This window comes from Paenibacillus sp. alder61 (assembly GCF_020179875.1).
In the GTDB taxonomy this organism is placed as follows: Bacteria; Bacillota; Bacilli; order Paenibacillales; family Paenibacillaceae; genus Fontibacillus; species Fontibacillus faecis.
This window is the reverse complement of record NZ_JAIUDG010000020.1, coordinates 75,151-89,555: the sequence shown is the minus strand read 5'-3', so window position 1 is coordinate 89,555 and position 14,405 is coordinate 75,151. Positions and strand designations below refer to the sequence as shown.

At 50.7% G+C, this 14,405-nt stretch carries 15 protein-coding genes; 13 read left to right on the top strand and 2 right to left on the bottom strand.

The window, feature by feature from the left end; genetic code table 11:
* The first annotated feature begins 67 nt into the window (after positions 1 to 67).
* The 13 genes from LBW89_RS20260 to LBW89_RS20200 all read left to right on the top strand — a co-directional run bounded on the left by LBW89_RS20260 (position 68) and on the right by LBW89_RS20200 (position 12,383).
* On the top strand, positions 68 to 802 hold the full coding sequence (locus LBW89_RS20260; RefSeq protein WP_148457796.1) for a UTRA domain-containing protein: 735 nt from the start codon (positions 68 to 70) through the stop codon (positions 800 to 802).
* 125 nt (positions 803 to 927) lie between these two features.
* A complete protein-coding gene (locus tag LBW89_RS20255; protein WP_263639245.1) occupies positions 928 to 1,764 on the top strand; it encodes a PfkB family carbohydrate kinase in 837 nt (278 codons plus the stop codon).
* A gap of 222 nt (positions 1,765 to 1,986) precedes the next feature.
* On the top strand, positions 1,987 to 2,769 hold the full coding sequence (gene frlD, locus LBW89_RS20250; protein WP_148457794.1) for a fructoselysine 6-kinase: 783 nt from the start codon (positions 1,987 to 1,989) through the stop codon (positions 2,767 to 2,769).
* Between the two features lie 35 nt (positions 2,770 to 2,804).
* Entirely contained in the window at positions 2,805 to 3,677 is an 873-nt protein-coding gene (locus LBW89_RS20245; RefSeq protein WP_225040102.1) for an amidohydrolase family protein, read from the top strand.
* Positions 3,665 to 4,093, top strand: a complete 429-nt coding sequence (locus LBW89_RS20240; protein WP_148457792.1) for a secondary thiamine-phosphate synthase enzyme YjbQ — start codon at positions 3,665 to 3,667, stop codon at positions 4,091 to 4,093. Before LBW89_RS20245 ends, LBW89_RS20240 begins: the two co-directional genes overlap by 13 nt.
* Positions 4,094 to 4,162: 69 nt before the next feature.
* Positions 4,163 to 5,065 (top strand): transporter substrate-binding domain-containing protein, encoded by a 903-nt coding sequence (locus LBW89_RS20235; RefSeq protein ID WP_148457791.1) that lies wholly within the window; start codon positions 4,163 to 4,165, stop codon positions 5,063 to 5,065.
* Between the two features lie 29 nt (positions 5,066 to 5,094).
* On the top strand, positions 5,095 to 5,835 hold the full coding sequence (locus LBW89_RS20230; protein WP_148457790.1) for an amino acid ABC transporter ATP-binding protein: 741 nt from the start codon (positions 5,095 to 5,097) through the stop codon (positions 5,833 to 5,835).
* A gap of 27 nt (positions 5,836 to 5,862) precedes the next feature.
* Positions 5,863 to 6,588, top strand: a complete 726-nt coding sequence (locus tag LBW89_RS20225; RefSeq protein WP_148457789.1) for an amino acid ABC transporter permease — start codon at positions 5,863 to 5,865, stop codon at positions 6,586 to 6,588.
* Positions 6,539 to 7,192 (top strand): amino acid ABC transporter permease, encoded by a 654-nt coding sequence (locus tag LBW89_RS20220; protein ID WP_148457788.1) that lies wholly within the window; start codon positions 6,539 to 6,541, stop codon positions 7,190 to 7,192. The genes LBW89_RS20225 and LBW89_RS20220 overlap by 50 nt, the downstream gene beginning before the upstream one ends.
* A gap of 18 nt (positions 7,193 to 7,210) precedes the next feature.
* Positions 7,211 to 8,413 (top strand): MFS transporter, encoded by a 1,203-nt coding sequence (locus tag LBW89_RS20215; protein ID WP_225040100.1) that lies wholly within the window; start codon positions 7,211 to 7,213, stop codon positions 8,411 to 8,413.
* A 36-nt stretch (positions 8,414 to 8,449) separates the two neighbouring features.
* Complete coding sequence (locus LBW89_RS20210; RefSeq protein WP_225040098.1) at positions 8,450 to 9,901, top strand: NAD-dependent malic enzyme; 1,452 nt, start codon at positions 8,450 to 8,452, stop codon at positions 9,899 to 9,901.
* The gene (locus LBW89_RS20205; protein ID WP_225040097.1) at positions 9,882 to 11,300 is read left to right on the top strand and encodes an aspartate ammonia-lyase; all 1,419 of its coding nucleotides are present in this window, start codon (positions 9,882 to 9,884) and stop codon (positions 11,298 to 11,300) included. The genes LBW89_RS20210 and LBW89_RS20205 overlap by 20 nt, the downstream gene beginning before the upstream one ends.
* Positions 11,301 to 11,396: 96 nt before the next feature.
* Entirely contained in the window at positions 11,397 to 12,383 is a 987-nt protein-coding gene (locus tag LBW89_RS20200) for an SIS domain-containing protein (RefSeq protein ID WP_211373382.1), read from the top strand.
* Between the two features lie 112 nt (positions 12,384 to 12,495).
* On the opposite strand, the gene LBW89_RS20195 is transcribed toward LBW89_RS20200, so the two are convergent.
* Complete coding sequence (locus tag LBW89_RS20195; protein WP_225040095.1) at positions 12,496 to 13,143, bottom strand: DUF1349 domain-containing protein; 648 nt, start codon at positions 13,141 to 13,143, stop codon at positions 12,496 to 12,498.
* Between the two features lie 283 nt (positions 13,144 to 13,426).
* Positions 13,427 to 14,293, bottom strand: coding sequence for a serine/threonine protein kinase (locus LBW89_RS20190; RefSeq protein WP_225040093.1), 867 nt, complete (start codon positions 14,291 to 14,293; stop codon positions 13,427 to 13,429).
* Between the last annotated feature and the right edge of the window lie 112 nt (positions 14,294 to 14,405).

Below are 14,405 nucleotides of genomic sequence, written 5' to 3'. Positions count from 1 at the left end.
TAACATATGATATGATAATGACTTGCAGAATCGGGCCTAGTTTATTTCCGAAGGAGAAAGAAAACAGATGAAATTGAATGTGTCCAGCCAAAGTCCACTCTATCTTCAATTAAAACAAATCATTAAAGACGATATTTCCAGAGGCGTTTACAAAGCGGGTCAAAAGCTGCCCCCTGAAGCGGAAATCGGAAAGACCTACGGAGTGAGCCGCATTACCGTTCGACGAGCCATTACGGATTTGGTGGAAGAGGGGGTTTTGCATAGTCAACAGGGCAAAGGCAGTTACGTGCGTGAACTGAAGGAGAAGCGAGAGTTGATTTCGGTGGGAAGCTTCTCCGATATGACGACTATGTCCGGAAAAACACCAAGCTCGCAGATCCTTTCGAATCTCGTCATTGAAGCGGACGACAAACTGGCAAGCACTTTTAAAATCCAGTTGAACGACCCGGTGCTTAAGCTGCATCGCCTTCTGTTCATCGATAATCAACCTTTTATTATCGAAACCTCCTTTTTTCCGCTGGATATCCTGCCGGACCTGGAAAAACATATTGGCGAGTCACCCTCCACTTACCACATATTAAAAGAACGTTATGGAGTTGAACCTGCCTTCTCGGAAAAAACGCTGGAGGTTATTCTCGCGACGGAATACGAGTCAAGCTTGTTCCATTGCGACAGGGGAACGCCTCTTTATTTACTCGGAAAAATTACTTATGATCAACAGGACAGACCGGTGCACTATTCGCAATCCGTTTATATGTCCAGCAAGGTCATTTTTACAATCAATTCGGGAAAACGCAAGTAGACGAGCAATCCCAGTGGGCTCTCTATCTTTACTCCTTCCAGGCGAGGAGCAGAGATGGGGGGCTTTTTTTCTTGACGTGGTCTTGTGTTCTCTGTATTAATTATTATAATACAACAAATAACAAGTTGGGGTGGTGCCGAATGAGACTCGTTGCAATCGGAGATAATGTGGTCGATTATTATCAGGACCAAGGCTTGATTTATCCAGGAGGAAACGCCCTCAACGTAGCTGTGGCCGCAAAAAGAAACGGGGCGGAATCTTGTGCGTATATAGGCATTCTGGGAGATGACCGGGCTGCTGCGCATGTCTTTGACTGTATGCGCCGGGAGGATATCGACACCTCCCGAATCCGCCGCGCCTATGGACCTAACGGAGAAGCGAGAGTCACGCTGAACGAGGAAAGGGATCGAATTTTTATGGGCACAAATCGTAATGAGCGCATAACTTCCCTGCTCCAGCTTAAGCTCACGGAGGACGATATTTCTTATATCGGCGGTTACGATTTGATTCATGCGAGTGTAAACAGTGATATCGAGCACGAGCTCGAGGGCTTGTCCCATCTGCCCGTCGCCTTTGACTTTTCCACGCCCAAGCGTTGGAATGAGCTTTACTTAAAACAGGTTTGTCCGCATATCGACTATGCTTTTTTCTCGGGGAGCGAGTTGACCCTTGCAGAGATCGGGGATCTGATGGCCTGTGTGCACGGATATGGAGTCAAGGTCATCGGAGTGACACGCGGGAGCGAGGCTGCTCATTTCTCGGCGGAGGGAGTTCGGTTTGAGCAAGTTCCGCTAGCCGCCAACGTGATTGATACAATGGGGGCGGGGGATTCGTTTATCGGAGCGTTTTTGTCCGCCTATCATGGAAAATGGAAGATGGAAGAGGCCCTTCAGAAGGCGGCACGTTCGGCAGCCAGGACATGTGAAAACTACGGCGCATTTGGTTACGGAATTAGAAAATAGGAATGATTACAAGGAACAATGTTAGTATATCTAACATTGTTCCTTCTTTTTTTGAGGAAAGATCCCAATAAATGGGTTTATGAAAGGAAATGTAACATAGAGAAAACACTTACATTGAAATTTACCGTTGACTGGTGTTGTATAGAGATGGTATATCTTATAATATAACAACATATACAATCTGCTTTAAAAGACCATGACTCATTGACAAAGGAGGCCGGTATGCGCGTAGCGGGAGTTGGATTCAGTTGCATTGACAAGTATGAAAATTTAGGTAAATACTATCCGACCGGGAACAGCGTTGATTTTGTCATTCATCTAAGCCGATTGGGCGTGGATGTTTCCATGGTAAGTGTCGTCGGCAATGATTTGTACGGGTCGATGATGATGGAGAAGCTTAGGGAGGAAGAGGTGGACGTGACGTGTATGCATGTACGTCCAGGCAAAACCGCGATTTTCAAGATGGACTTGAATGGAAATGACCGGGTGCATAAAGAAAAGATCGAAGGCGTAATGGCCGAGTTTGCTTTAACCGGACAGGATATAGAATTTATTCTTCAACATCAAGCCATTCACACCAACCTGTCCGGCCGGATCAATGAACATCTTTCGTACTTCCGCAGTCAGGGGATTAAGGTCATTTACGATTTTTCCACCAGGACCCGGAAGGAAATCGCTGGACCGGTCCTGCCGGATACCGATTATGTGTTCTTCTCCTACGACCGGGAAGACGACTACATTATCGATTTTATGAAATGGGCGTACAACCAAGGACCCGGTTTGGTGGTCGTGACTTTGGGGGAACACGGAAGCCTTGCTTACGACGGTGAGACGTTTCACCGCGGCGATATCGTCAAAACCGAAGTTGTCAACACGGTCGGGGCGGGAGACTCGTTCTGCGCGGGCTTTATGTACGGGCAGTTGAAGGGATGGCCGATTCCCGAATCGCTTAGGCAAGGTGCGGTTGTCGCCGCAGGCGTCGTTTCCCGATTCGAACCTTATTAAAAAACAGCCGGACAGGCGGAAAGGCGGATGATAAATTGATTATCGATGTACACACACACCCTATTTTTCACAAAGCGATCAGCGACGACAAGCAAGTTTTGGACTACCGCAAGAAGGAGTTCGGCATTTTCAAGCAGTCTCCCAGCCCGCTTGAGTCGGTGCTGCAAGAGATGGACTACATGAATATCAGCCGGTCGATTCTGCTGCCCCTGGATCTGACCACCCAGAGCGCCGGATGGATCGTATCCAACGAAGAGGTCAAGCAATTGGTCGATTTGGCGCCGGATCGTTTCATTGGATTTGCCAGTGTGGATCCGCACCGGAATGACGCTGTAGAGGTCCTTGACTACGCTTTCCGGGAACTGGGTTTAAAGGGGTTGAAACTCCACCCGTCCAAGCAGAAGTTTTATCCGGGTGACGATAAACTGAAACCGATTTACGAAAAATGCCTGGAGTTCGACAAGCCGATTCTGTTTCATGCCGGCATGAGCTGGGAACCGGATGCGCCTTCAAAATATGCCCAGCCCGTGAACTTTGAAGAGGTAGCCATAGCCTATCCGGAACTGCGCATCTGTTTGGCGCACTTCGGCTGGCCTTGGGTTCACGAAACCGTCATGCTGCTGTTGAAGTACCCGAACGTGTTTACCGACACTTCGCTTCTTCACATGGATAACGCCCTCGATTTTTACCGGCAGGTATTCAAAACGAACATGGGCCCCCTCTGGATCGAGCGGAATTTGAACGACAAGGTCATGTTCGGCACGAACAGCCCACGCTTCAAGGCGAAAAGGCTGCTGCCGGCGCTGGAAGCGATGGAGTTCAGGCCAAAAACGCTGCAAAAAATATTGGGCGGCAATGCACAAGTCTTTTTAGGCGAAAGGAGGAATGATCGGCCATGGTTAAACTAAAAACGATCGTATTGCGTTCGACGGCCGAATTTCAAATGATCAAAATTACCGATACAATCCGCAGCTTTGTTGAAGAATGCGGGGTTCAAAACGGGATCGCGGCCGTGATCTCGGCGCATACCACGACAGGGATCATGATTAATGAAGGACTTGAATGTGTGGAAACGGATATCGAGGAACTGCTGGAGCGACTGGTTCCGAAAGATTTCCCTTATGCGCATGCGCACTTCCTGCCTTCCTACGGAGCAACCGGCAGCAATTCACCTTCTCACTTGAAGTCGATGCTTTCGGGCAATAGCTGCTTGTTCGTCGTGGAGAATGGCCGGATGATTGCCGGCGACGCCCAGGACGTGTATCTTGCCGAATTCGACGGTCCCAAGAGCCGGAAAGTTTATATTCAAGTCATCGGCGAGTAGGACAAGCCGCGGGATGAGTTAGACCCTACATTTCAAATAAAATCTCAAAAGTGAAAGCGAGGATGGAAAATGAAGAACAAAAGACGCAAGAACTTGGTGGGCCATTGGGTGCTGATGATTTCGCTGAGTATGGCGGTTGTGCTGTCCGGATGCGGAAAGAACGAAGCGGGTGCCGGCTCCGGTACGAAAGGAGCGGACGGTAAAACCGCCAATACGGCGTCCGCCGCGCAGGCGGAAAACTTGCCCGAGGCGGTAAAACAGCGCGGAAAGCTTCGCGTTGGCGTCAAAGTCGACTATCCTCCGCTGGGTTATTTGGACGAGACCGGTAAGAACGCGGGTTATGAAATCGGCGTGGTCCAAAAAATGGCCGAATACGCTTTTGGTGATAAAAATGCGGTTGAATTCGTCCCGGTTAACGCCACAAACCGGATACCTTATCTGGATTCCAACAAAATCGACTTTATCGCCGCCACCTTGGGGGTAACCGAGGAACGCAAGAAGCAGCTTGACTTCTCAACGACATTTTTTGACGGCGGTGTCGTTACGGTCGTCAAGAAGGACAGCGGCATTAACGCGATTTCCGATCTTGCGGGCAAGAAGGTCATCGTCATCAAGGGATCCACAGGGTCCACCTATCTTGATGAAAATGTGCCGACGGCCGAGCAGATCAAGATTGAGAGCAATGCCGATGCGTTCCGCGCATTAAAGGATGGCCGGGCCGACGCGATGTTCCATGATGCCGTGCTCATGTCCGAATTCGTAAAAACATCCACGGACTACACGATTGTAGGGGAGCAGGTGGCCTTTGCGCCGATGGCGATCGGCGTCCGTAAAGGCGACGCGGCCATGCTGAAACTGGTGAACGACTCGCTTGAGCAGATGAGACAAGAGGACTATTTTAAATCGCTGATTGAAGAATATATGCCGAAAGCCGGCGATTTGGATCCGATGCAAATGATCCCGAGACCATAACGTCAGCACAAAATCAGGGAGGGGACAGCATGGAAACGAAGCAACCGAAATTATCCATCCGTAATCTGAAGAAACAGTATGGAGATAACCTCATTCTTCGCGGTGTCGATATCGACGTCCATTCCCAGGAAGTGATCGTGATTATCGGGCCGAGCGGCTCGGGCAAAAGTACGCTGCTGCGCTGCATTAACGGTTTGGAGAGCATAAACGACGGGGAGATCTACATCGACGACCAAAAAATCGATTACACCCCGTCTTCCCTGCAAAAAGTCCGGCAAAGGATCGGCATGGTTTTTCAAAGCTACAATCTTTTTCCTCACCTGACGGTCATGGAAAACCTGCTGCTTGCTCCGATGAAGGTGCAAAAACGGGCCAAGAGCGAAGTGCTGCCCCAGGCCAGCGAACTGCTCGATCAAGTCGGACTTCTGGATAAAGCGAACAGTTATCCCGCGCAGCTCTCCGGAGGACAACAGCAACGCGTAGCGATCGCAAGGTCGCTAGTCATGAATCCCGAAGTGCTTCTGTTCGATGAAGTGACGTCCGCGCTGGATCCGGAACGGGTACGCGATGTGCTGGATGTTATGAAGGACTTGGCCGCCCGGGGCACAACGATGCTGATCGTCACCCATGAAATGGGCTTCGGCCGCGATGTCGGCGATCGGATTATCTTTATGGACCAAGGCGTGATCGTGGAACAAGGACCGCCGGAGCAGGTGTTTGGCAACCCGCAGGAAGAACGAACCCGGCAATTTCTTAAAAATGCCATGTAAGATGACACCATGAGGAGGTGCTGAGGCATGAGTTTTGATTTCGGCTATATCATCGATGCATTGCCGCTCTTGCTTACGGGACTCAAAATGACCCTTTTTATCAGCGTGATAAGCATCGCCTTATCGCTGGTTATAGGAATGAGCGGCGCCGTTGTCCGCACCTTGAAAATACCGGTTCTCTCCCAAGTGATCGGCGTCTATGTGGACGTGATCCGGAACACACCGTTATTGGTGCACGTCTTCTTCCTGTATTTCGGCCTGCCGGCTTTCGGAGTGAAGCTGTCTGCGGTTGCGGTAGGCATCATCGCCCTGTCTTTGTGGGGCGGGGCGTTTGCGGCGGAGAACTTTCGCGGAGGAACCGACGCCGTACCGCATGCGTTGATTGAATCCGGTCAGTCGCTCGGACTAAGCACCTGGCAGATCGTGCGTCATATTATCGTCCCGTTGGGCTTTCGGATCAGCTTTCCCGCTTTCAGCAACACCGCTGTTTCGGTGATTAAAAACTCCGCCTATATGACAAGTATTGGCGTTGCGGAGCTGACTTTTGCGGCGATGGATCGGATCGCCTATGATTTTAAAACCTATGAAATGCTGATTACAATAGCGGTTATCTATCTCCTGCTGGTTTGGGGCACCTCGTATTTGTTCGGGCGGATCGAGCGCAAGCTGGATTACAAAAAAGCAAAGAAAGGCAGGGGGCTAAATGGAAGTATTATCGAAAAATTTAAACTTTCTCCTCGACGGGTTGATTAATACGATCTTATTAAGCCTCAGCTGCCTCGGTATTGCCTTGCTGCTCGGTATGATCGTCGGTGTGCTGCAGACCGCAAATTCCAAAGTTGTCGTCAGGATCATGAAGGGATACGCGGAGTTATTTCGCGGTCTGCCGATCGTGATTACGTTGTTCCTTGTGTTCTTTCTCCTGCCGGAAATGGGCATTCAAGTCAACAGTTACATTTCCGCGATGATCGCACTCAGCCTATGGAGCAGCGCCAACATTTCCGTTGCGGTACGCGGAGCCATTCAATCCATCCCTCCCACGCAAACGGAGGCGGGGCTGGCGATCGGGCTAAGTTCCGCTCAGACGATGCGTTATGTAATATTGCCGCAAGCTATACGGCGGATGCTTCCCTCCGTCATCGGACTGATGTCCAATCTTATTCAATCGACCTCACTATCCGTTCTGATCGGCAATCTGGATTTCCTGAAGTCGGTACAGCTCGTTATTGAGCGGGTTGAGCTCATGGAAGGATTGTCGATCGCTACGCAGATGTATACCCTGGTGCTTGCCGTGTATTTCCTGATCTGTTATCCGCTTTCCTTATTGGCCAAAAGGATGGAACGGGTGTACCGCTAAAAATTTGGAGGCATCTATATGTCGGAGGCGCTGCGGAAATACTCGATGCATCTGTACAACTACTTCTTTTACATTGCCTATGCGTCTTATCTCCCTTTCTTGAGCTACTGGTTCGCGGAGGAGGGGTTATCCGCGCAGCAAATCGGTTTTATTTTCTCGATCGGCCCTTTGGTTGGACTGCTGACCCAGCCGGTTTGGGGGATGCTGATCGATTATTACGGGATTGAGAGACCGGTCCTGATCCTAAGCATGGGGATCACCCCCTGGATCATGTTCCTGTACCGTTTGGCCGATCACAGCTTCGCTGTTTATGTAGCCATATCGGTTGTGTTGGCGGTATTCGCATCCGCCACACAGCCTGTGGTCGACGCCGTCACCGTCAGGCATGCGAAGAAAAACGCGCTGAGTTATGGGGCCATACGGGTGTTGGGTTCCGTAAGCTTCGGCCTCTCCGTTACGGTATTTGGGATGCTGTACGACCGGTTCGGTTTGGCGCTGCTCTTCCCGGTCTATCTTTTGTTTATGATGATCATGTGTTTGCTCAGTTTCTTTCTGAAGCCGGAAAAAAGGGACGGGAAGAAAGCGGGAGTGGAGAGTGGACAAGCCCCGCGCAAAAGGATCTATAAGGAAATGGTTCCTTTGTTAAAAGTAGGAAGCTTCTCCTTGTTTCTTATTCCGGTTTTCCTTACGGCGATCGGTCCGCAGGCGAACAATGCTTTTTACTCCGTGTATATCAGCCATTTTGGAGGCGAAGCTTCCGGCAAAATCGGCATGCTTTATACGGTTTCCTCTATCGCTGAAATTCCCGTTTTCTTATTCTCCGGCTACATCATCGGCAAATTGGGGTATGTCAGGACGCTTACCTTCGTCTCGGCGGCGGGAGCGCTTCGTTGGTATATCCTCGCACTGGAGCCCGGGTTTGAGGTGCTTATGTTCAATCAGATTCTATCGGGTGTAACTTATGCCCTATTCCTGGCAACCGGTATTAACTATGCCTACGATAACAGTCCGACGCACACCAAGACGACGGCCCATTCCTTATTCATCGTGGTGTACACGAATATTGCGGGCATTGTGGCCAGCAATATCGGCGGCTTCGTCATTGAAGCGGGCGGTTATCCTCTTCTGTTCGGAGGAGCGGCGGCGCTCAGTTTGCTGGGGGCCGCGGGCTTTTCCATGCTTGGCCGTTTCAAGCCCAAAAAGCTGAACAATTCAACCTAATAATATTAGCAGATCTCTGGGATAGGGGAGAGGCGAATGGGATATGAAAATCTGAGGCTTCGATTGGAACTGCTGCACGCCAAAGTCGGCTTCGGCGATGTGGTGGAGATCGTCAACCGGTTCGGCGGTGATATCGTGTCCGTGGAGACGATTCGCTCGGATATCGGTACCTCCATCCGCGATGTTGACATTCAACTGGAACGGGATGGTTACGAAGGGATCTTGAAAGAACTGGAATTGTTGAACGGGATCCGGATCGTTGAGGTTTCCGATCGCGTCTTTGTTGCCCATCTGGGCGGGAAAATTTCCATTCAGCCCACCATGCAGATCAAGACCACTATGGATTTATCCCGGGTCTACACACCGGGCGTAGCCAGAGTATGTGCCGCGATAGCTCAAGATCCCCAAAGGGCGTATTCCCTGACGTTGAAGAGGAATACGGTGGCGGTCGTGACCGACGGCACCGCGGTGCTAGGGTTGGGAGATATCGGGCCTAGTGCCGCGGCTCCCGTGATGGAGGGCAAGTCCATGCTTTTCAAACAGCTTGCGAACGTGGATGCTTTTCCGATTTGTTTGGATACGAAGGATACGGAGGAGATTATCCGTACGGTCAAGGCGATAAGTCCTATTTTTGGCGGTATCAACCTGGAGGATATCAGTTCGCCGCGCTGTTTTGAGATCGAGCGCAGACTTCAGGAAGAGCTGGACATCCCGGTTTTTCACGATGATCAGCACGGCACGGCCATTGTGGTGATCGGAGGTTTAATGAATGCCCTGAAGGTGATCGGAAAGCGGATGGAAGAGATTAAGGTCGTCGTGAACGGCGTCGGCGCCGCCGGCGTATCCATCTGCAAAATGCTGATTACCGCCGGTGTCAAGCATCTGATCCCCGTGGACCGGAGCGGAGCGATCGTCCGCGGCGGCAGCTATGATCATCCGATGTGGAGCTGGCTGGCGGATCAGCCGCAGGTGGGTGATCGGACGGGTCAGCTATCGGACGTGATAGAAGGGGCGGATGTGTTTATCGGTGTTTCCCGGGCCGGCGTGTTGTCGGTTTCACATATCCAAGCTATGGCCGAGAATCCGATCGTCTTCGCCATGGCCAATCCCGAGCCGGAAATTTCCCCGGAAGAAGCGATGCCGCATGTGCGGATTTTTGCAACCGGACGCAGCGACTATCCGAATCAAATCAACAATGTGCTGGTCTTTCCCGGCGTTTTTCGCGGTGCGCTGGATTGTGGAGCGAGTCTGATCAACGAAGCCATGAAACTGGAGGCGGCCAAAGCGATTGCGGATGTCATAAGCGAATCCGAGCTGAATGAACGATACATCGTGCCGAACATTTTTAACGAGAGGGTCGTCGTTAAGGTCAGGGAAGCCGTAATCCGGGCTGCGCTCAAAACGGGCGTGGCCAAGAGGATCCCTTCCGATTTTAGCGCATCGCTGCCGGAGGAAGGAGAGATGGTTCATGCTGCCGGAATCACATAGAATTGAGAAGGATTTTTTGGGAGAGAAACAGGTGCCCCTTGATGCCTATTATGGAATTCAGACGATGCGTTCCGTGGAAAATTTCCCAATCACAGGTTACCGGATTCATGAACGGTTGATCTGCGCCCTGGCCATGGTGAAAGAAGCCGCCGCGAAGGCAAATCGCGAGACGGGAAGGCTGAAGCCCGAAATAGGCGCGGCCATCGAGCAGGCTGCCGGGGAGATCCGGGCAGGCCGCTTCCATGACCAGTTTGTCGTCGATCCGATTCAAGGGGGAGCGGGAACTTCGATAAACATGAATGCCAATGAGGTGCTGGCCAATCGGGCGATTGAGCTTCTGGGCGGAGTCAAAGGGGATTATACCCGGGTAAGTCCCAATACGCATGTGAATATGTCGCAATCTACCAATGACTGTTTTCCGACGGCATCGCAAATCGCGATACTTGGTTTAATGGAGGATCTATTAAGCGAGATGGAATCCATGTCTGCGGTGTTTCATGCCAAGGCCGAGGAATTCGATGCCGTGATCAAAATGGGGCGGACCCACCTTCAAGATGCGGTGCCGATCCGGTTAGGCCAAGAGTTTGGGGCTTACGCCAGAGTATTATCCCGGGATATCGGGCGAATTGCACGCGCCAGAGAGCATTTGCTGACGATTAACATGGGGGCGACTGCGGTAGGTACCGGTCTCAACGCGGATCCGAGGTATATCGAGCGGGTAGTCGAAGCACTGGGCAAGATTAGCGGTTTGCCGCTCCGTCTTGCGGAGCACATGCCGGATGCGACTCAAAATACGGACAGATTTACGGAATTGTCCGCCGCGCTAAAAATCTGCATGCTGAACATGTCTAAAATCTGCAATGACTTGCGCCTCATGGCTTCGGGACCAAGCGCGGGTTTTGGCGAAATTCATCTGCCGCCCCGTCAGCCGGGTTCCTCGATCATGCCCGGGAAAATAAACCCCGTGATGTGCGAGGTCATCAACCAGGTGGCATTTCAGGTTTTTGGTAACGATCTTACGATCTGCCTGGCCTCCGAAGCCGGCCAGTTGGAGCTTAACGTGATGGAGCCGGTGCTTGTTTTTAATTTGCTGCAATCGCTGGACATTATGAAAAACGCCTTTGGCGTATTTAAGATCCATTGTCTTGAGGGTATAACGGCCAACGAGGAACGCTGCAGCAGCCATGTGAATTCAAGCACCGGCCTGATTACCGCGCTGAATCCTTATATCGGCTATGAGACATCGTCCCGAATCGTCAAAGAAGCGATAAACTCGGGGAAAACGGTGCGCGAGCTGTTGCTCGCTCATCATTTGATCGATCAAAAACAGTTGGAAACGATCCTGGATCCTTATCGAATGACAAGTCCAGGGATAGCTGGGGAGAGAAAAACGGAATAAAAAGTTGACATTGTATGCGATAAATTGTATAAGTATATATAATACAACATATAACAACTAAACCATGGAGGCGAGATCATGAGCGTAGCAAATGTATTGACTACAGCGCAGGAGCAAGTGAATCAAATCATTGAGGCCTACAAAGAAAGAGAAATCCGTCGGGTATTTCTGGTGGCTTGCGGCGGGTCCTCCGCTTTGATGTATCCGAGCAAATACTTTATTGACCGGGAATCGACCCAAATCACGGCGGAAGTATACAACTCCAACGAATTTATTTACCGCAATCCCGCGACGCTGGGTTCCGATTCATTGGTTATTCTTTGTTCCCACAAGGGGAAAACACCGGAAACGACCGAAGCGGCCAAATTTGCCAAAGGAAAAGGAGCTCTTACCGTTTCGCTGATGTATGTTGAGACCGCTCCATTAGCCGAAGAGTCCGACTTTATTGTAAATTACAGCTGGGCGCCGCCGGGGCAACTGGATCCGCATCCGGAAATCGCCAACTATGCGGTATTGTATCGTTTGACCATGGGTCTGTTGGCCGTTAAGGAAGGAAACAAGAAATACGAGAAGCTGCTGAGCAGCTTGGACAACTTCGGTCAAGTGCTGAAGAAAGCGAAGGAGCAATCCTTGGAGAGCGCCAAAGCCTATGCCCAAGCCTTTAAAAATGAGTCCGTCATCTACACGATGGCAAGCGGAGTAAACTACGGAATCGCCTACTCCTTTGCGATTTGCATTCTGATGGAAATGCAGTGGAAACATTCCCATGCGATTCATGCCGGTGAATTCTTCCACGGACCGTTCGAAATTCTGGATAAGGACGTACCGTTTATCCTGTTGAAAGGGCTGGACGAAACCCGTCCGATGGAAGAAAGAGCGCATAAATTCCTTAAAGAGCATGGCGAGAAGCTGTTGATTCTGGATGCCAAGGAATTCGACATGAGCGGAATCGATGAAGAACTGAAAGGATACCTTGCGCCGCTGTTGCTGAACTTTGTCCTTCGCGTTTACGCCGTCGAACTTGCGGCCGCAACGGGACACGCGCTGGAAACAAGACGTTACATGTTCAAGGTTCCTTATTAATCCAGCATGTTAATCGAATAAGTAATAAAAAAATGGCCTCCGCTAACGGAGGCCATTTTTATCATCTTGCTTAACTTTCGCCGAAGAATCGACTCGATCCGGATTGTCTTTATTAAAGGTACGCCTCATTCGGGTCGTCGCCGAGCTCTTCGAGGGTCAAAAAGTCAAATCGGACCTCCAGTTCTTTGCCTTGGGGACTGCAGGCGTACAATCCGGCATAAACCGGGGCACCCGGAGGAAGATCCAGGTGAGCGACGCGGATTTGCGACCAATGCTCCCCATCCCAGGAATAATCGGCATAACTATTTTGACCGATTTTGGAAAGCCGGAAGAACATCTCGATTTCGCCGCCGGGAAGCGCTACGGATTGGGTCGACCAATCCGAATAGCCCCGGTTTGTCACCACCGCTCCGAGTTTTCCGGTCCCTTCCGCTATGTATTCCACTGAGGTTTTGATCCATAGCTCCTCGGAGAACCGGATCATTAACCCGGCCTGATCGTATCGCGATTTCGGCCGGGCGATGACTTTGGTTGTCATTCTGAAATTTTTCGGAGTAGCCGTATATAAGAAATGCCCGCTATCGGCTTGAAAACCGTAGTGCGTCTTTTGCCAAAAATCCGTGTTCTCTTCGGTATGCAGCACAAGCTGGCTAAGTTCCGTATCAATAAACCAGCTTCGAGGCTCGTCATGCCAGGCGAGCCCCTCAGTTAACCGCGGATTCCGGAATTGTTCGTCCAATAGTAAAGTATTTATCATCATTAACTCGAACTGCCCCTTCTGGATTTATAATAGCCGTGCCCCAGATTTCCGTGACGGTGATGAAAGTCGGAGGATGAGCCCCGGCGACGGGCATATCCATGGCTGCTGCTGTATCTTTTGCCGTAGTGTTTCGCGGAGCTGCTGTAACGCCTTCGATGACGACTATGAGAGGAGGAGTGCAGAAACTTGTCGATCCATTTTCTTAACATCCCTATTCCACCTTTCTAGATGGTAATATTTACTTTAACTTTATTCGGATATTATCACAAAAGGAACGGCACCTTCAACTTTCGGTAGATTCGCCGTATTCATCGTGGAGGCGTCGGAGGCGAAGCAAATCTTCCTTCAGGCGATGAATGCCGGCATACGGCTTCCGCAGCTCCAGCAAGCGTTCCAGAATTTGTCGAAGCTCGTCGGACAGGTCCAGTTCTTCCTGCCAGCTCCGATCGTTTGCCTTAGAGGAGGGGGAATCGTCGGGCTCAAAGGAGGAATACAGCAGAAACAGCATAAAATGCCCGATGTCGAAAAGGTCGGTCTGAATTTCCGCGGTTTTGAACCGACCTGAGGAGGAACGGATAAATGGAAATCCCATTCCTGGAGGCCGCTCCCGGGGAGGGGGTTCTCCGATTTTTCGGGCCAGCCCGAAATCGATCAGATACAACCGGCCATCATGTATAAACACGTTCGGAATTCGCAGATCCAGATGCACAAACCCTTTTTGATGAATATGTTCCACCAGGTCGAGCAAATCCAGCGTATAACGGACGCAATCCTCTTCGGTCAACCGCTTCCCTTGGTCAAAAATCAAATCCTCGAACGTATCGCCGTGCAAAAAAGACATGACCAAATAAGCGCCGTTCTTATCTTTAAACAAGTCGATGTATTCGGGAATTTGCGGATGTCCGACGGTTTTCAAGATGTCCGCTTCTCTTTTCAAAAAGTTCTCGGCGCGGGAGCCTTTGCTGGGTCTCGCTTGCTTCACCGCGACGGAGGACCCGCTGATCCGATCCGTACATTTATATATTAATCCGTAGCTTCCCTCACCAATCAACTCTTGGACGATATACCGTTCGGCCAGCGTTTTGTTGGTTTCCAAAGGGTAATCGCGCCAGGCTTTCATAAACGACTTAAAGTTTAACAGGAAGCGCATGTTTGTCGATATCACCGTCCTTACGTTCGCAGGGAGCGTTATCCCGATTTAAGGTAAATTATATCGCATACCGGGGTCCCTCGCGAAATCCCAGACTTTAGTCCGGGTAAAA